This window comes from Sphingobacterium zeae, from assembly GCF_030818895.1.
Taxonomy (GTDB): Bacteria; Bacteroidota; Bacteroidia; order Sphingobacteriales; family Sphingobacteriaceae; genus Sphingobacterium; species Sphingobacterium zeae.
Genome location: NZ_JAUTBA010000001.1, coordinates 786,452 through 805,147 on the forward strand (window position 1 = coordinate 786,452; position 18,696 = coordinate 805,147).

The following is an 18,696-nucleotide window of genomic DNA, read 5'->3' on the forward strand; positions in this document are numbered from 1 at the left end:
TATAAAAATACCAGGTAAAGGGAGCTGATAAGCTCCCTTTTTCATTGTTAACATATACTATAATTGAACTAATACCCAATTCGTCGTGTTTCTAACTGATTTCATTTAAGCGAATCCAAGTGACAGGGTATTTATTGTTAGGTACTTGTGTTAAATAGTGTTAATTAACATACTTAAATCAAGATAACTTTTTACATTAATGTGCTCTAAAGGATTTAATAAAAGACCAATCGACCTTATGACGTACAATAGAATAAATCTCTACTGGGTTTTGCTTGCGGACTCGTTGCCACATGTGTATATATTGCTACCGTGGAAAAGACGGTAAGCTGGTGGGATTGTGGTGAATTCATTGCCTGTGCTTACAAGCTGGAAGTGGCACACCAACCTGGGGCACCCTTATTTCTTCTGATTCAGAATATATTTTCCAACCTGGCTTTTGGTAATGCCGGTAAAATCGCCTATTGGATGAATATCGGATCGGCAATTTGCAGCGGGCTTACGGTTACATTTTTATTTTGGACCATAACAGCAATTGCCAAGAAGATACTCCGCGAAGACAAATACGCACTCTTATCCAACTGCTTACAGATCTTCGGCGCAGGAATTGTTGGTGCAATGGCATTTAGTTTTAGCGATTCATTTTGGTATTCGGCCGTAGAATCCGAAGTTTATGCGATGTCGTCCTTATGTACAGCAGTTGTGTTTTGGGGAATATTGAAATGGGAAGCTCGTGCTGATGAAGAAGGTAGCGATCGTTGGCTGGTATTTATCGGTTTTGTTATGGGGCTTTCTATTGGCGTTCATTTATTGAATCTTCTGGCTATCCCAGCGATAGCGATGGTTGTCTATTTCAGAAAAGCAACTCAGGTGAGCGCGAAAGGTACCTTAAAAGCTTTTGTAGTAGGTGTACTGATTCTGGGTACCGTTTTGTGGGGTATTATTCAATGGCTGGTTGGCCTGGCAGCTAAAGTTGACCTTGTATTTGTAAATTCACTTGGAATGGGATTTGGTTCCGGCATTTTCTTCTCGTGTTCATTATTGGTCGGATTGATAGTTTACGGTTTGTATTATTCGCATATAAAGCACAAATATACGCTCAACACCGCTCTGTTAGTTTTTTGTTTTGTTTTATTTGGATACAGTTCCTACACCATGGTCATGATCCGGGGAAAAGCAAACCCATCCTTGAATAATAATGCGCCGGATAATGTATTTTCTTTTTTGGGCTATTTGAGCAGGGAACAATATGTCCGGGAACCATTGCTCAAAGGTCCGTATTATGATTCGCAAGTCGTTGGTGTAAAGAGTAAGACAGGCTATCGGAAGGATCAATCGGCGTATGTTCCCTTCACACAGGTAGACAAATATCAATTTGATAAGGAATCCTTTTTCCCGCGTATCTATAGCCAAGATGGAAGCCACCAAGCCTATTATAGAAGTTACCTCAATTTGAAAGAAGGGCAACAACCAACTTTTTCCGATAATTTTAAGTTCTTTTTCAATTTTCAGCTTGGCGATATGTATACCCGGTATTTCTTATGGAATTTTGTCGGTAGACAGAATGATAAGCAAGGGTATGGAACGTATAATGACGGGAATTGGCTGTCAGGGATCAAAACATTGGACAATTGGCGCCTGGGGGGTCAAGATAAACTTTCCCCAGCTCAAGAGCATGATCCAAGCCGAAACACCTATTTCTTTCTGCCGCTGCTTTTGGGGATAGCTGGTGCGCTATGGTTGTATCGAAATAACAAGCCTTATACTTTGGTCGTAACACTACTGTTCGTGTTTACGGGAATAGCGATTGTTGTTTACCTCAATCAAACGCCCATGCAGCCCCGCGAACGGGATTATGCTTATGTGGGCTCTTTCTACGCGTTTGCAATCTGGATTGGATTGGGGCTGATCGCATTGGTTCGTTTTTTCAAACGTTTTTTACGAACACGCTATGCTTTGGCGACAGGTTTATCCTTTGCATTGCTGGGTGGCCCCATTATTTTGGTTCATCAGAACTGGGACGATCATGATCGATCGGAGAAATCGATGGCAAGGGACTTGGCGCGTAATTATCTTGAAGCCTGTGCTCCAAATGCAATTCTATTTACCTATGGCGATCATGATACATTTCCGGTGTGGTACTTACAAGAAGTGGAAGGTGTGCGTCCCGATGTACGGGTGGTCGTCTTAAGTTATCTTACTGGTGATTGGTATATGCAACAGGCCAGGCAGCCGACTTATCGAGCAGCAGGTCTCCCCGTAACAATTCCGGCAGAAAAGACAAAAAAAGGTGTCCGTGATTATATCCCCTTTGTGGATAGGCAACTTGAAGAAGCTGTTGATGCAGGTCAGTTATTACAATTTGTAACCTCAGATGATCCAGAATATAAAGTTCAATTGAGTTCCGGCGAGATGGAAAATTATTTCCCCTCAAGAAAAGTTAAATTGGACGTCAATAGAGCGGATGTCGTTAAGAAAAAAGCAGTTCCATCTTATTTGCAAGAAGCTATTGTATCAACGATGGAATGGGAGATACCAACTGACCACCTAACAAGGGCTGATTTAACAATCTTATCGGTGCTTGAAAATAACCAATGGAACAGGCCCGTCTATTTTTCAAATATGTTGCCAAGTGATCTTAAATTAGGTTTAGATAAATATCTTATCAATGAAGGTTTCACGTCTAGACTGATGCCTATCGCCGCTACGGGTGAGTCAACTGAAAAGCAAAGTGAGCAAGCCGGACTAGTGAATATGGAAGCTTTATATCATAATATTATGCACACATATCATTGGGGCAATATAAAAAATGCTCGATATGTTGATACGGATTCATTCCGCTTTTCAAGCATGTATGCAAGAGATATTTTTGGAAAAGCAGCGCGTCTGTTATTGGCTAATGGCCAAATAAAACAAGCAGGAGAAGTTGCTAAAAAAGCATATGATCAATTACCTGCGCGCGTGTATGCTATGTCAGATGCAGTCAACTATGCTGATATTATTGATAGTCTATATCGTTCTGGACAACCTCAGCTCGCCAATAATATGATGGATCGAAATCTAAATTATGTAGCTGAAAATATGGAATATTTGCATCAACTCGTAGTGGATAAGAAAAATTTAAGTTTCGAATGGAATGATATTCAGGTTGGGTTGGACTCGGTAGACCGCTACCGTAAAATTTTATCGGATGCGAAAGAAGATAAACGATTGGCACGGGTTGAGGGCTTAAGGCGTCAATATCAAAACTGGTATGGTCTAGAGTAATTTATGTGACAAACGAAGCTAGGTTATGAGTTGGTCTAAATGGTAATTTGAGAAACAAGCTTGAGCTGAGGAACCAGATGAGGCCGTTTTCATATACTGAAAGCGGCCTCGATACATATAGGATAGGGAAATGAGCCAAATGATTAGAATTTCATACCGACTCCAAAGCCAAGCAGAAAGGGATTGATATCAACTTTTGCTGGTATGGATAAGCTGGGAGCCAAGTTGGATGCATCCACATTAACATCTGTCTTTAAGAGAATATATTTAGCATCTAAATTCACAAAATATTTGTCTGATAGCTTAAAGTCAATCCCAAGTTGGGTAGCGAAGCCAAAAGCATTGTCGTATTTCACATGCTTTACAGTGGATCCTGCGTTAGCACTATAGAATATCGTGTAATTTATCCCTGCGCCCACATAAGGTTTTATAGCTCCGTCGGGGAAGAAGTGATATTGCGCTGTAAGCGTAGGTGGAAGAAGCCATACGCTGCCTAGATCAACATTACTGGAGGAACTTCCACCAATCGCAGTTAAATCTGAACCTGTTGTATGCACCTTATGTTTTGTCGTTCCGAGAATCAATTCCGCCGCAATGTTTTTTGTGAAAAAATAGGTGAAGTCCAGTTCAGGAATAAATTTTGTGTTGATATCCACGTCTCCGCCTATCGTATTAATTTTAGCCGATTCGTTTGGCATGACTGCCACTCCTCTGAGTCTCATTTGCCAACGTTGATTAGGGATTGTTTGTGCTTGTAAACTTAGTGCTCCTAAAGTGAGTGTCAATGCGATTAAAAATAACTTTTTCATATCGTTAAGGGTATTTGTTTGACGTAAAACTATTGCTAAAATCAAGGCAAAAGAGTGACGATAATCAAGTTGAAAAATGAATGATATAATGCTCGGAGTAGTGTACATGACTTACCTTTATAGATTTTTGTCAAAAAAAACACAGCTGTATATGTTTTGACTCTGCGGGTATATTATTTGTCAGTCTTGAATAAAGCCTGAATTTCCGAAGGCTATATTGCATGTTGGAGGAATAACAGAAAGCTAGTAAGATGTCAGGTCTGATCGCATTGCCTAAATTTATCAAAAATGCTGCGAAGAGGATGGCAGTGTTTATATATGCGTTTTTTGGAAGGAAAATGTCAAAGCTGGCTGCAGATTTAGTAAAAGGACATAAACTAAAAGAGGTCGGAAGTGATTCCGACCTCTTTTAGTTAAGAATAAATCTTTTATGCATTTTTCTTTACCTCTTTACCCCAAGAATCTTTCAGTGTAACCGTACGGTTAAACACTAATTGGGAAAGGGTAGAATGCGTATCTAAGGTAAAATATCCCAGTCGTATAAATTGATAACCTTTTCCCGGAGTTGCATGTGTTAGATCCGGTTCAATATAAGCGCGTTCAATAATATGAAGGCTTTCTGGGTTAATCGATGCTTTAAAATCTTCTGCTGCAGCAGGGTTTTCATCATTGAACAATCTGTCGTACAATCTCACTTCGGCTTCTTTCGCATGCGGAACCGAGATCCAGTGGATTGTCCCTTTTACTTTTAGCCCAGAAGTATCTTCTCCTGATTTAGAATTTGGAACATATGTACAATGCACTTCCGTTACTTTGCCATTTTCATCTTTCACAAAATCGTGACAGGTGACGATGTAGGCATGTTTCAAACGCACAGAAAGTCCAGGGCCTAAGCGGAAGAATTTTTTTGGAGCATCTTCCATAAAATCATCGCGTTCAATCCAAAGTTCTTTTGAAAAGGGAATGGAGCGTGAGCCTTCACCACCTTCAACTTCTGGATTGTTTTCACCGATAAGATCTTCTACCTGACCGTCAGGATAGTTTGTGATCACCAATTTGATCGGATCAAGAACAGCCATTCTGCGCCATGCCGTTTTATTGAGATCCTCTCGAATACAGAATTCCAGAAGACTGACATCGATCATGTTTTCGCGTTTTTGAACACCGATTTTCTCACAGAAGTTGCGGATACTGGCAGGTGTATAACCTCTTCTTCGCAATCCTGAGATCGTAGGCATACGCGGATCGTCCCAGCTTTCAACAAATTTGTCATTAACTAATTGCAGCAATTTGCGTTTACTCATGACGGTATAGGTCATATTCAAACGTGCAAATTCGTATTGCTTAGAAGGGAAAATCTCCAATTTATCAATACACCAATCATAAAGTGGACGGTGTGGGATAAATTCCAATGTACAGATCGAATGTGTAATTTTCTCGATAGAATCGGATTGCCCGTGTGCAAAATCATACATCGGATAGATACACCATTGATCGCCAGTTCTATGGTGGTGAGCGTGTTTGATGCGGTACAACAAAGGGTCACGCATATGCATATTCGGACTAGCTAAATCGATCTTTGCACGAAGTACTTTTTCGCCATCTTTGTATTTACCGGCACGCATAGCTGCGAATAACGTTAGATTTTCCTCAATAGACCTGTCGCGGTAAGCCGTCGGCACTCCCGGTTCTGTTGGAGTACCTTTTGCTGCTGCAATCTCTTCAGCAGTACTGTCGTCAACATAGGCTAGACCTTTTTTAATTAGCTCAACGGCATAACGATATAGTATCTCGAAATAATCTGAAGTATATAATTCCTCTGCCCACTGGAAACCAAGCCATTGAATATCTTTCTTGATGCTTTCAACATACTCCGTATCCTCAGTGACAGGGTTAGTGTCATCAAAACGTAGATTAGTCTTGCCATTATACTGCTGTGCTAATCCAAAGTTCAAGCAGATGGATTTGGCGTGACCAATGTGGAGGTAACCATTTGGCTCAGGAGGAAAACGTGTCAATACACGTCCGCCATGCTTCCCTGTGCGAAGATCCTCTTCGACAATTTCCTCGATAAAATTTAATGATTTTTCTTCACTCATAGTACAAAGTTAATTATTCGCGACGAGATATTTGCTAGGAGATCGTAGATATTCGGTTCAGAATAAGCAGTGGAATATGTCTACTGTAGAGCCTATAAAGCGCATTGTTAATAACCTTTGGATCTGGCACAAAAAAGGGGCAATATTATGCAATGCCCCTTTTACCGATTTTTATTACTACGCTATTTATACGAGAAGATTTCGCCAAGCTCATCATTGTTGGTGAAAGTACAATGCTGGTCGATCAACTCCCCAGTGCCGATATTGATAATCATACCATGCACTGCAAGATCATTACGTTCTTTCCATGCATTTTGAATGATTGAAGTGGCACAAAGGTTAAAAACTTGCTCTTTTACATTGAGTTCGATTAAGCGATTTACTTTCTCTTCGTGCTCTTCAATTGCATCAATCTCAGCGCTATGTAAGCGATATACATCTTTGATATGCCCAAGCCAATTGTCGATAATACCGTATTGCTTGCGACTTAGAGAGGCAGCTACACCTCCACAACCGTAGTGGCCTGCGATAATGACATGTTTTACTTTTAAAACATTGACCGCATAATCTAATACCGACAGCATGCTCATATCAGAGTGAATAACCATGTTGGCAATATTACGGTGTACAAATACCTCTCCGGGCTTTGTGCCTGTCAATTCATTGGCGGGTACTCGGCTATCTGCACAACCTATCCAAAGAATTTCTGGATTCTGCCCTTTGGCAAGCTGCTGGAAACGTCCTGTTACATCATTTTTCACAAATTCCATCCACTCTTTATTCCCTTTAATGATATTGTCAAATCCGATTATTAAATCTTTATTTTCCATATTTTTCTTATTTCACTCTTGCCCGCAGGCATTGTTTCTATTTTATGCTAGTAAATACAAATGTCTAAATTCATTGTTTACTTCAAACAACTTATTTTAATTGAATAACTGTTCCTGATCTCAATGAAAGACCCCTGCCGTCCCGGAAGGATCTTTCATACAAGTGTGATCTCTGGCAAAACCTGTATGCCATAATGAATGTTTTGGTGCTAGGAAGGCTTTTTATACACAACCTGCAAAAGTTCAATGTCTTTTCCCTTGCTCCTTGCATTCTGTTCAAAATCTTTGATGACTTCAATAACATCTTTATCGATGAACTTACTGAATGTCCCATCGATCCGGATCTTGCTGATCGATTTTGGGAGGCTGTATAATTTTTGTTGAATAGGGACTTTATTCAAAAATGATACTTCTTCAGCTAATGTAATGATAGCTTTATCTTCGTCGTTGTCTCTTTCAATATTGTATTTAAACGCATTTTTCATATTTGCTTTCAAGATATAGCATGTTGCCACGACAATTCCTATGCCTACCCCCATCAGCAGATCGGTAAAAACAATGGCTACGATGGTAACAAAAAATGGGATAAATTGATCTAAACCTTTTTTGTACATGGAGGTGAACAGGCTTGGTTTTGCTAATTTATATCCTGTATGAAGGAGAATAGCGGCTAGACAGGCTAGTGGAATCATATTTAGCATTGTCGGGATTGCCAGCATCGCGACCAAAAGCCAAATACCATGCATAATGGCAGATTGTCTCGTTTTTCCTCCAGCATTGACGTTTGCCGATGAGCGGACGATAACGGATGTCAATGGTAGGCCGCCTAAAAGTCCGCTGGTCATATTACCGATCCCCTGCGCAACAAGTTCGCGGTTGGTTGGTGTATTTCTTTTGTATGGATCTATTTTATCCACAGCTTCGATGCTCAATAGAGTTTCAAGGCTAGCAATAATCGCAATGGTAAACGCAGCTATCCACACCTCTTTGTTCACTACCTGTGTAAAATCCGGAAGTGTAAATAAACCCGTGAACTCGGAGAAGGAACCTACAATAGGAACTAAAACAAATTGCTTTTCATGCAATTGAAATGCTGATCCGTTGAAAAGGTAAGCTAAGCTGACACCTAAAATTACAACCACCAAAGGGGCTGGAACTTTATTGAGCTTGGGAATCGCTGGCCAAAAGATAAGAATCGCCAAAGACAGCGCGCAGATGGTAAATGCACCAAAGTTAATTGCGGAGACTATCGTGTCAAAATAAGCACCGATACCATGTCCATTGTCTACTTCAAAGGCGTGTGATTCCACCAAGCCCAATGCTAAAGGAATTTGTTTCATAATAATCGTAATACCGATTGCCGCAAGCATCCCTACAATGACTGCTGAGGGGAAGTAATTACCGATCATTCCAGCTTTTAATATACCCAGAATGATTTGTATTATGCCAGCAATAACGACGGCAAGTAGAAACGTTTCATATGCACCTAGGCTTTGAATAGCACCTAAGACAATAACAGTTAAACCAGCAGCTGGTCCACTTACACTGAGTGGTGATTTACTGATGGAAGCGACCACGATTCCACCAATTACACCTGTCAATAATCCTGCAAACAATGGCGCACCTGAAGCCATTGCAATTCCCAAACATAATGGAAGTGCCACCAAAAACACCACAACACTAGCAGGGAAGTCATATTTTAAGTCTCTTTTCGATAATTTTAGAAAAGCCGACGTACGAGTTCCAAACATAAAATTTGTGTTTATCTGTAAATAAAGTTTTCATCAAGCAACCTATAATAGCGGCAGTAATAACGGATACAGGGCTTATTGTCCCGGAGCATCAACGCATGCGTTGCACTCAACAAAAGGCCAATAATAGACCGATCATGCCAGCGTAAAGATTACTTAAGAAAAATCAAGAGTACCGTACACACTTTTTCTTTCGCGTGTAGGTCGATAGGAAAACATCCCGATAGGATGTCATTATACGTTAGGAGGGGGTGTTGGAACCGTAGGGTGAAAAGCTAAAATGCTTTTCTCATTTTTAAGGTAATTCTTTTGTTTTCCTTGGTTCTCAACGATTATAGTTTCGAATACAATAGGCTCTTCTGACTTCGTATTGAAAAATTTTGAGGCTGTATCGAGTGTATCATTACTCGCGCCATTATTGTTCTCGATTTCCAGTTGTAAAACAACCTGTAAGATTGTACTTTGATCTAAACTATTGGAAAAAATAGGTGAAATAGATATAGCCATCTTTGTGAAAAAGATGATCGCGCAAAGGAACGCTGCCACAAATCTAAACCGCTTATTTAACATTTTTTATTACCTTTAGTTTTACTGTTTTACATCGTAAAAATAGTAATTCCATGTTAAATTCAAATTAATAGTGCACTAAAAAATATATTTTGGCACTAAATTGTGACGAAGAGATTATTTTTATGTAAAGTTTTTCAATTTTTATTGATTTATACATTTAAAGCCTTAGGTATGGCAAATAAAGAGCAATTTATTGAGCAAGTGAAGGTATCCTATAACCCCAAAGGAGCATTCATTTATTTGGGGGCAGGAATTCTCAATGGGGAAATTCAATCTGAAGCAAAAGTGAATTTGGCTTTGAAAATGATGAACCGTCACGGACTTATTGCCGGCGCGACAGGTACAGGTAAAACGCGTACGTTACAGTTAATCGCCGAACAGTTGTCGGATGCCGCTGTGCCTGTATTTATGCTGGATGTCAAAGGTGACTTGTCAGGTTTAGCAGAGCCAGGACTGACCAATCAGGCACTTATTGACCGGGGAAGTGCTGTGGGTATACCATTTGAGCCATCATCGTTTCCCGTTGAATTGTACTCACTTTCTGGCAACAAAGGAATTCCTATGCGGATTACCGTAGAAGATTTTGGGCCGGTCTTGTTGGGCCGGATCCTTGAGCTCAATGAAACACAAACAGGGGTATTGGCTGCGATGTTTAAATATGCGCAGGATCAACAAATGCCTTTGATCGATTTTTCAGACACGAAGAAATTGCTTACCTACCTTTCGGAAGGACCGGGTAGCGAAGAAATAAAAAATGATTACGGTAAGATTAGCTCCGCCAGCTCGGGAACCATCTTACGTAAGATCGTTGCATTAGAACAGCAAGGTCTATCCCATATTTTTGGTGAGAGAGAATTTGACATCAACGATTTGTTTCAAAAGGTAGATGGTAAGGGGGGGATTAGCTTATTAAATATCTCCGATGTGCAAGATCAGCCCATACTGTATTCTACATTTTTGTTAAGCTTACTGGCACAGTTGTTTAAAAATATGCCCGAGGTTGGCGATTTGGACAAACCTAAGCTTGTCTTTTTCTTTGACGAAGCCCATCTATTGTTCAACGGAGCTCCTAAAGCCTTTCTGACACAGGTGGATCAGATCATTCGCCTTATTCGATCGAAAGGGATCGGGGTTTTCTTCTGTACACAGTCTCCAACCGATGTGCCAGAATCTGTTTTGGCGCAATTGGGAAATCGGGTACAGCATGCATTGCGTGCCTTTACACCCAACGATGCTGAAAACTTAAAGAAGACAGTTAAAACCTATCCAAAATCTGATTTTTATGAAATTGATCAGGTTTTGACTGCTTTGGGGACGGGACAGGCATTGATTACCGTATTGAATGACAAAGGTATTCCGACAGAGGTTGTTGCTACGCATTTGGTACCTGCCCGTGCCGTGATGGGGCCTGCAAGTGACGCAACGATCCAACAAATTATCAATCAGTCTGATTTAAAAGCTAAATACCAAGAACGGCAAGAAAATCGCTCTGCGGCAGAAATCATAGAAGAACGAATGCAGGCTGCAGCACAGGAAGAACAACGCGCCGCCCAGAAAAAAGAAGCGGAAAAAGCGAGTCGGCCCACTTCTCGAAGACAGACGCCTTTGGAAGCTGCGCAACGAACTGCTACAACAACTTTAGCGCGCGAAGGGGTGAAGTTGTTGGGCAAATTAGCAACGGGATTATTAAACGCATTCTTAAAAAAGAAATAATACTAATTTTTTGATCTTTTTCGTTTCAATACTATACCTTTGAGGGTACAGCTGAACTTGCCGAAATTTGCTTTTAAGGGCAAATTTAGCTAAGTTTACCCACGAGAAGAAAATTCTATTAACGCAATTTAAATATGAGTAAACCAACCCTTTTGATTTTGGCAGCAGGAATGGCTAGCCGGTATGGTTCTTTAAAACAAGTAGATGGTTTTGGCCCACACGGCGAGACAATTATTGACTATTCAATTTACGATGCCATTCGCGCAGGATTTGGAAAAGTTGTATTCATTATCCGGGAAGAATTTCTGGAAAAAATGAAAGCAGTATTTGATGAAAAATTGAAGGGTAAAATAGAGGTAGATTATGCTTTTCAAGATTTTGACTTAACGAAATTTGGTGTCAATCATGTGATCGAGAGAACTAAACCTTGGGGTACAGCGCACGCGGTGATGAGTGCTAAAGATAAAGTAAAGGAGCCATTTTGTGTCATCAATGCAGATGATTTTTACGGGGCCGATTCTTTTCAAAAAATGGCTGAATTCTTAACGACCGAGGTTTCTGACCAGCAAATGTCATTAATGGGTTTTCAGGTTGGAAATACCATGTCTGATTATGGTTATGTCTCACGCGGAGTATGTGAGGTTACCCCTTCTGGCCACATGGAAAGTGTAACTGAACGTACAAATATATACTACAAAGGTGAAGGTGACGATCGTAAAATCGTTTATGAAGAAAATGGTGTTGAAACAGACCTAGATCCAAAAACCCGCGTTTCGATGAATTTCTGGGGTTTTACACCAAAGATTTTCGAAGTTGCGCAGGCGATGTTCCCCGCGTTTGTCGAGGAAAATAAGGAGAATTTAAAAGCAGAATTTTTCATTCCTTCCGTACCTGATTATATGGTTAAACATAAGTTGGCGGATTTCAAAGTAATTCCAACTTCATCGAAATGGTTTGGCGTAACCTATAAAGAGGATAAACCTATTGTACAAGAATCAATATCAAAATTGGTTGCTGATAGAGTCTATCCTGAAAAGTTATTTTAGGAGCTAAAAGAAATAGCTTATCTTTCACCTGTATTGCCAGCAATACAGGTCTTTTTTTTTGCCTTGTTTGCTAGATTAATGAGTAGAATAGATCTTAGATGAAAAAAGTTCTTAAAGTGTTAGGTTATTTTATTTTAGGATTGTTGTCTTTTTGCGTGCTTTATATTGTCGCGGAATACAGTTTGTCGCGCATTTCAGCACCGCGAAAAGAAATCGATGGAGATAGGACAGTGCAGGTCTTTGTCAAATCGAATGGTGTTCATACCGATATTGTATTACCGGTCGTCAACGAAGAGATGGATTGGTCGCACTTGTTTCCTTATGAAAATACGACCGGAAAACATCGCGGATACCAGTATGTTGGGATCGGCTGGGGGGACAAAGGGTTTTATTTGGATACGCCCGAATGGAAGGATCTAAAAGCCTCGACCGCATTCATCGCTGCTTTCGGATTAGGCGAGTCCGCCATTCATGTGACCTATTATAATGCCGTTCAGGAAGATGAATTATGTTTTTCTTATCAGATCAGTAGGTCACAATATCATGATTTGATACAATATATCAAACAATCATTAGACGGAAACCAAAACGAAGCTATTTTGGTAAAGACAAATGCACAGTATGGTAACTCAGACGCTTTTTATGAAGCAAAGGGAGCCTATAGCATGTTTTATTCCTGCAATACCTGGACAAATAATGCCTTGAAGAAGGCAGCTATGCCAGCAGGTATATGGGCTACATTCGATAAAGGAATATTAAGTCACTATAAAAACAAGCAATAGCTCGAAGCGTATAACAAGTAGCTGTTGAATGTTGAGAAATCGATAAGCGACAGAGTTAAAATAAAAAAAGCTCCTGGATTAATCCAGGAGCTTTTTTTATGAGGAGGAGTGATTACTTCACTTCTTCGTAATCTACGTCAGTTACATCATCACCACCTTGGTTTCCACCTTGAGCTTGTCCAGCATCACCTTGAGGTTGTTGCGCACCACCTTGAGAAGCAGCATACATTTCTTCAGAGGCAGCATTCCAAGCATTTTGCAATTCTTCAGAAGCAGCATCGATATCAGCAAAGTTTTTCGCTTCGTAAGCAGCTTTTAATTTTGTTAAGCCAGCTTCAATTGGCGCTTTTTTATCTGCTGAAATTTTATCGCCATATTCTTTCAATTGTTTTTCAGTTGAGAAAATTAAAGCATCAGCTGCATTTACCTTATCAGCTTCTTCTTTCATTTTTTTGTCAGCATCAGCATTAGCTTCAGCTTCTTCTTTCATGCGTTTGATTTCGTCATCAGATAGACCTGAAGATGCTTCAATGCGGATATTTTGTTCTTTTCCAGTAGCTTTATCTTTCGCAGATACTTTGATGATACCATTCGCATCAATATCAAAAGTAACTTCGATTTGAGGAACACCACGAGGAGCTGGTGGAATGTCATTCAAATGGAAACGGCCGATTGTACGGTTTTGGTTTGCCATAGGACGCTCACCTTGTAAGATGTGAATTTCTACAGATGGCTGATTGTCTGAAGCAGTAGAGAACGTTTCCGATTTTTTAGTTGGAATTGTTGTATTTGCTTCGATCAATTTAGTCATCACACCACCCATTGTTTCAATACCCAATGAAAGTGGAGTTACATCCAATAATAAAACGTCTTTTACTTCGCCTGTCAATACACCACCTTGGATAGCAGCACCTAAAGCGACAACTTCATCTGGGTTTACACCTTTAGAAGGCTCTTTTCCGAAGAATGCTTTCACCGCATCAACGATTGCAGGGATACGAGTAGAACCACCTACTAAGATAATTTCGTCAATATCAGATTTGCTGAAACCAGCATTTTTCAATGCAGACTCACAAGGAGCAATTGTTCTCTTGATCAAGTCAGCTGCCAAAGCCTCAAATTTAGCGCGTGATAATGAACGAACTAAGTGTTTTGGACCAGTTGCATCAGCAGTGATATATGGCAAGTTGATTTCAGTAGAAGTTGCGCTTGATAATTCAATTTTTGCTTTCTCAGCAGCTTCTTTCAAACGTTGCAATGCCATTGGGTCTTTTTTCAAGTCAAAGCCATTGTTTTCACTTTTGAATTCTTCGTTCAACCAGTTGATGATTACGTTATCAAAGTCATCACCACCTAAATGTGTGTCACCGTCAGTAGATTTAACCTCAAATACACCGTCACCTAATTCTAGTACAGAAACGTCATGAGTACCACCACCACAGTCAAACACAACAATTTTCATGTCTTTGTGTGCTTTGTCCAAACCATACGCTAAAGCTGCTGCTGTAGGCTCGTTGATGATACGTTTTACAGATAAACCAGCGATTTCACCAGCTTCTTTGGTTGCTTGACGTTGTGCATCGTTGAAATACGCAGGAACTGTAATAACAGCTTCAGTTACTTCTTGACCTAAGAAATCTTCAGCTGTTTTCTTCATTTTTTGAAGAACCATAGCAGAGATCTCCTGTGGTGTATATTTGCGGTCGTCAATTTCTACGCGGGGTGTGTTATTGTCACCTTTAACGATATTATAAGGTACATGTTCAGCTTCTTTCAAAGCTTCATCATATGAAAGTCCCATAAAACGTTTGATGGAATAAATAGTTTTATGTGGGTTAGTAATTGCTTGACGCTTTGCTGGGTCCCCAACTTTGCGCTCGCCACCCTCTACGAAAGCTACGATCGAAGGAGTTGTACGTTTACCTTCGTTGTTCGTAATTACTACAGGCTCGTTACCTTCCATTACGGCAACACATGAGTTTGTAGTACCTAAGTCAATTCCTATAATTTTAGACATATCTTGTGTTTTAATTTTTTACTTATACAAATCTATCACTCTATCATCAACCCTTATGCCAATCCAAATTTTTTTAAAAAAAATCACTATTTGTCATCTATTTGTCTTGAGGTACTGCCAAACTGACATTTTCAATACACCAGTTGCTCTAAAATTCTTTTTTTTGCTGACTCGTTTTGTCGATTGCGTGGCATATATCTGCCAAAGATTTCCGAGAATTCATTAAGTTCCATTTTTTTTGATTTCTTATCCCGCCAGTCAGATGGCACAAGTTTATTGGTATATTCAATAGCTGTAGCCCAGTATTGAATATGCATTTCAGGAATCACGAGACCTATTATCATCCCCGGAAGACCATGACTTAAGGCCGGTCCTGCTGAGACAGGAATTTCTTCCGAATAATAGGCAATCAGATACAATGAATCTTTGGTGGCACCATTCACCCGGCGGCAGTTTACACCAGCAATATTTCGGTATTCCTCCGTAAACCGCCAAGTAATGCTATCCAGTGTTTCCGAAAGAATGTATTTCTCGTCAATATCAAGCTGAATAGCTGCGGTGCCTGCTTTCAGATCCTGATAAAGGACTTTACCATTTTTAGCTCCACCTCTAAATTGTCCTCTCGGGGTTGGGCCAGATCGAGCCGCCCCCTGAAATCTGCCCCCTCGGCCATTGGCAGAAGTAGCCTTCGGTGCAGTCATTTTTATTGCGTTACTTTGCTTTTCACTTCCCACGTTTTCCTCGGGCATCAATACCGTTGAATTTTCATCAAAGTAGAATTTCAGTTTTTCTGTGTGCGAATCGGGCATTTTATCCAGATAGTCCATTATTCCTCCATCTCTGTCCATCCCTTTCGAATTCATTTCGTTTGATAGCTGCCGCAGGCGTGCTTTTGTATAGGTGACCTTATCAAAACTGATCGTGCCTCTGCTTCCAAAATAGGCATATTGCGCCTGAAGCGATAATCCGTACCAACAACAGATCAGTACAGTTAAATATATTTTTTTAATCATTTCCTTTCCCTAGATATTTGTTGAAATCCCATTTTACACCGACCAAAAAATACTGCGTCAATACCTGTTGAACAGATTCGGAGTAGTTGGTGTCACTTGCACTACGGCGTGTATTATTAAATGTGTTGAAAATGTCAAAAGCCTTTACACTGAGCGTCATGCTCTCATCTTTCAGTACTTTTTTCTCCAATTCGATATTGGTATAAAATTGATTGATTGATTTCTTATAAAGTTTCGTTGGTCCTGTGTAGCTATAGAAAATGTTTGCTACAATATTAAACTTTTTGGGTAGGAAGTATTTAACGTAGGTAGAAGTTCCGCCTTGAAAACTTGTAGCGTTGAACTGTCTGTTGATTGAATTTTGCTGAATATTAAAGCCCGCGTTTGCAGAAAAGTCAAAATCAAATCCTTCTGAATCTTGCTCGTTTAAGCTCGAACCTAGGCTAAAATTGGCATTCTTTGCATTGTTCAGCAGAAACTCGCCGCCGGACTGCCCCCCTTCAAACTTGGTATAACTATAACTATTGTTAAACCTAACGTTTGCACTTTTGTTAAAATTGATACGTCGATTGGCCAAAGGCTGCATATGGTTGATATTTAATCCGCCATTCCAGTTGGATTTACCGGATAGATTTTCATAAGTACTGATTTGTGCCGAGTTGTCCAATATGGTTGTTTTGTTAACAATGGGATTGTTGACAAAAGATAAGTTACCGTTGATATTAATATTGGTTCCTTTTAATAAACTAAAAGCATTATAATTGGCCGAAATATTATTGTTAACGGCACGTTTTAGGTCAGGATTACCAACTTGTTGAAACAAAGGATTGGTCTGAGGCTGTAAGGGCTGTAACTGATCAAACGACGGAATAATATTTGAACTCTGATAAGCAAAACGTATATTTTTGCTTTTTGAAAGACGATAATTGGCATCTACATTTAAATTGTTGTCCCAAAAATTACGTGCAAGATCGATTGATCTGTAACTATCGCTTAACTTTTGATTCTTGAAGAACGTACGGTTTGAAAAGTTTATTTCCCACTTTTCTCTGCGATAGGAAAAGTGAACATTAACACCTTGATTGGAGTTATTGTCGATTTGATTTTGTGAATATAGTGAATCAAACTTTTGCGTGATATTGTTTATAGATCTCTGTGTGTTTGTATTCTTCGAATGATTAAAACTATAGCCGAGAGCGAGATTGACATAATCGCTAATCCGGTTATTGAAATTTATTGAGGTAGAGAAATCATTACCATTATTTTGACTATATCGATTTTGGTCAATAATAGTACTATCTCCTGTTTTGTAGAAATAAGTTCTTGAATTTACTTTACTGTCTGAATTTGACTCTTTGTGATTATTCCCAACCATAAGGTTGACAGAACGCCCCGCTTTTAATCGTTTTCTATAATTCAAGCGAAAACTGTTGTTGGAGCTTGAAGAATTAGATTGATTGTTCTCACTAAAGTCACTGATCAGGTTGCCTGATTCATCGCCTGTTTTGCTGTCGTTATAGGTAAGGTTATCATTGTTAGCCCAATTGGCGTTGGATTGAAGTTCCACATGTTGTGTGGAATCCAGTCGCATACTAATGTTTGACCTGAAACTATTACTTCGGCTGTGCCTTTCATTATAATTTTTACTGTTTTTTTCTTGAATAGATTCGTCGGGTAGCACATTTTTATTGTAAGTTTCCGAACGATTTTTATCACTGCTGTTGTCGTAACCATAATTAGCATTTACTTTTAAGGCCTTTTTGAAGAACTGATTTTCATAGTTGGCGCCAAGGTTGGTGTTCAGTGGTTCGCCCGTAATTTGATTGTTCATTCGAAGAGAGCCCTCACGACCGCTGGAACTACCCATATTATTTTGGCTGGCAGTAACGCCAATACGCTCGGTTTTATTAAACTTGGCAGCGAAGAGATTTCCAGCATACAGTCCTTTCGATCCTCCTAATGCCTCCATGTTACCAAATAGACCTTTTCGAGCTTTTTCCTTAAGTACAACGTTTACCGTTTGGATCCGTACGCCATCATCGATGCCCGAAAGCTCGGCCTCCTCCGATTTTTTCTCATAAAGCTGTACCTTGTCCACAGCATCCGCCCGTACATTTCTAATGGCTATTTTAGGGTCATAACCAAAAAACTCTTCCCCATCAATAAAGACCTTCTGTACTGATTTTCCTTGCGCTGTGATAGTTCCGTCTCCCGTAACGGTGAAACCAGGTAGACGACGCAGTAAATCTTCTAATTTGGCATTCTTTTCCGTTGCAAAACTTCCCGCATCATATTCTATGGTGTCACCTTTGAGCGTAATTGGAAGACGACGGGTGACAATCACCTCCTGCAAAACATTTCTTTGGGAATTTATTTTAATATCGTGCAAGTCGAGATCTTTGTCCGAAATTTGAATCGTATCACTATAGAGCTCAAACTTGGGATAGGTGGCCAGTATAATGTAACTCCCGGGTTTGATATTTTTAATTTGAAATCTTCCTTCTTCATTGGCGCGATTAAAATAACGGAGGACTGAATCGCGGTTCAGTAAAATAATAGAAGCATTGGTCAGGGGTTTATCATCTGCCTTGTCTAGAATCCTCCCCTTGATGTTAATTTGCGAGTAAGCACTGTTGATGAGGGTAAATAGCAAAAATAGTAATTGAACTAATCTTTTCATGTCCGGGTGTTATCCTTCAAATATAATTTACTTAATCGTTAATAAATGTAAAATATCTTTTCTGAATGTAAAATCTTTAGTATATGGTGTAGGTATTTCAATTCTTTATTACATTAAGG

At 39.7% G+C, this 18,696-nt stretch carries 12 protein-coding genes; 4 read left to right on the forward strand and 8 right to left on the reverse strand.

Translation table 11 applies throughout. The features are described 5' to 3' along the window. Positions 1 to 312: 312 nt before the first annotated feature. A complete protein-coding gene (locus tag QE382_RS03365) occupies positions 313 to 3,267 on the forward strand; it encodes a glycosyltransferase family 117 protein (protein ID WP_307184680.1) in 2,955 nt (984 codons plus the stop codon). A 143-nt stretch (positions 3,268 to 3,410) separates the two neighbouring features. Here QE382_RS03365 and QE382_RS03370 read toward each other — a convergent pair whose 3' ends face one another. The 5 genes from QE382_RS03370 to QE382_RS03390 form a co-directional block, all read right to left on the reverse strand. Then, a complete protein-coding gene (locus QE382_RS03370; protein WP_307184681.1) occupies positions 3,411 to 4,076 on the reverse strand; it encodes an OmpW/AlkL family protein in 666 nt (221 codons plus the stop codon). 428 nt (positions 4,077 to 4,504) lie between these two features. Further along, positions 4,505 to 6,175 carry a glutamine--tRNA ligase/YqeY domain fusion protein gene (locus QE382_RS03375; protein WP_307184682.1) on the reverse strand — a complete coding sequence of 557 codons (1,671 nt, stop codon included), beginning with the start codon at positions 6,173 to 6,175 and terminating at the stop codon, positions 4,505 to 4,507. A gap of 182 nt (positions 6,176 to 6,357) precedes the next feature. Next, positions 6,358 to 7,005, reverse strand: a complete 648-nt coding sequence (locus tag QE382_RS03380; protein WP_307184683.1) for a carbonic anhydrase — start codon at positions 7,003 to 7,005, stop codon at positions 6,358 to 6,360. A gap of 209 nt (positions 7,006 to 7,214) precedes the next feature. Then, positions 7,215 to 8,756 carry a SulP family inorganic anion transporter gene (locus QE382_RS03385; protein ID WP_307184684.1) on the reverse strand — a complete coding sequence of 514 codons (1,542 nt, stop codon included), beginning with the start codon at positions 8,754 to 8,756 and terminating at the stop codon, positions 7,215 to 7,217. 234 nt (positions 8,757 to 8,990) lie between these two features. Then, positions 8,991 to 9,263 (reverse strand): hypothetical protein, encoded by a 273-nt coding sequence (locus QE382_RS03390; RefSeq protein ID WP_307184685.1) that lies wholly within the window; start codon positions 9,261 to 9,263, stop codon positions 8,991 to 8,993. Between the two features lie 234 nt (positions 9,264 to 9,497). On the opposite strand from QE382_RS03390, the gene QE382_RS03395 reads away from it, so the two are divergent. From QE382_RS03395 to QE382_RS03405, 3 genes are all read left to right on the forward strand, one after another. Next, positions 9,498 to 11,039, forward strand: a complete 1,542-nt coding sequence (locus tag QE382_RS03395; protein WP_307184686.1) for a helicase HerA-like domain-containing protein — start codon at positions 9,498 to 9,500, stop codon at positions 11,037 to 11,039. 134 nt (positions 11,040 to 11,173) lie between these two features. Continuing rightward, positions 11,174 to 12,085: a sugar phosphate nucleotidyltransferase gene (locus QE382_RS03400; RefSeq protein WP_307184687.1), complete on the forward strand. Its 912-nt coding sequence runs from the start codon at positions 11,174 to 11,176 to the stop codon at positions 12,083 to 12,085. A gap of 98 nt (positions 12,086 to 12,183) precedes the next feature. Beyond that, complete coding sequence (locus QE382_RS03405; protein WP_307184688.1) at positions 12,184 to 12,867, forward strand: TIGR02117 family protein; 684 nt, start codon at positions 12,184 to 12,186, stop codon at positions 12,865 to 12,867. 112 nt (positions 12,868 to 12,979) lie between these two features. On the opposite strand, the gene dnaK is transcribed toward QE382_RS03405, so the two are convergent. The 3 genes from dnaK to QE382_RS03420 all read right to left on the reverse strand — a co-directional run bounded on the left by dnaK (position 12,980) and on the right by QE382_RS03420 (position 18,577). Next, positions 12,980 to 14,884, reverse strand: coding sequence for a molecular chaperone DnaK (gene dnaK / locus QE382_RS03410; protein ID WP_307184689.1), 1,905 nt, complete (start codon positions 14,882 to 14,884; stop codon positions 12,980 to 12,982). A 131-nt stretch (positions 14,885 to 15,015) separates the two neighbouring features. Next, positions 15,016 to 15,897, reverse strand: a complete 882-nt coding sequence (locus QE382_RS03415) for a GLPGLI family protein (RefSeq protein ID WP_307184690.1) — start codon at positions 15,895 to 15,897, stop codon at positions 15,016 to 15,018. Beyond that, the gene (locus QE382_RS03420; RefSeq protein ID WP_307184691.1) at positions 15,890 to 18,577 is read right to left on the reverse strand and encodes a TonB-dependent receptor; all 2,688 of its coding nucleotides are present in this window, start codon (positions 18,575 to 18,577) and stop codon (positions 15,890 to 15,892) included. The genes QE382_RS03415 and QE382_RS03420 overlap by 8 nt, the downstream gene beginning before the upstream one ends. Between the last annotated feature and the right edge of the window lie 119 nt (positions 18,578 to 18,696).

What these genes read in the sequence shown, in the direction of transcription:
- QE382_RS03370 (WP_307184681.1), bottom strand. Translation starts at nt 4,076, where the DNA reads ATGAAAAAGTTATTTTTAATCGCATTGACACTCACTTTAGGAGCACTA.
- QE382_RS03375 (WP_307184682.1), bottom strand. Translation starts at nt 6,175, where the DNA reads ATGAGTGAAGAAAAATCATTAAATTTTATCGAGGAAATTGTCGAAGAG.
- QE382_RS03380 (WP_307184683.1), bottom strand. Translation starts at nt 7,005, where the DNA reads ATGGAAAATAAAGATTTAATAATCGGATTTGACAATATCATTAAAGGG.
- QE382_RS03385 (WP_307184684.1), bottom strand. Translation starts at nt 8,756, where the DNA reads ATGTTTGGAACTCGTACGTCGGCTTTTCTAAAATTATCGAAAAGAGAC.
- QE382_RS03390 (WP_307184685.1), bottom strand. Translation starts at nt 9,263, where the DNA reads ATGGCTATATCTATTTCACCTATTTTTTCCAATAGTTTAGATCAAAGT.
- QE382_RS03395 (WP_307184686.1), top strand. Translation starts at nt 9,498, where the DNA reads ATGGCAAATAAAGAGCAATTTATTGAGCAAGTGAAGGTATCCTATAAC.
- QE382_RS03400 (WP_307184687.1), top strand. Translation starts at nt 11,174, where the DNA reads ATGAGTAAACCAACCCTTTTGATTTTGGCAGCAGGAATGGCTAGCCGG.
- QE382_RS03405 (WP_307184688.1), top strand. Translation starts at nt 12,184, where the DNA reads ATGAAAAAAGTTCTTAAAGTGTTAGGTTATTTTATTTTAGGATTGTTG.
- dnaK (WP_307184689.1), bottom strand. Translation starts at nt 14,884, where the DNA reads ATGTCTAAAATTATAGGAATTGACTTAGGTACTACAAACTCATGTGTT.
- QE382_RS03415 (WP_307184690.1), bottom strand. Translation starts at nt 15,897, where the DNA reads ATGATTAAAAAAATATATTTAACTGTACTGATCTGTTGTTGGTACGGA.
- QE382_RS03420 (WP_307184691.1), bottom strand. Translation starts at nt 18,577, where the DNA reads ATGAAAAGATTAGTTCAATTACTATTTTTGCTATTTACCCTCATCAAC.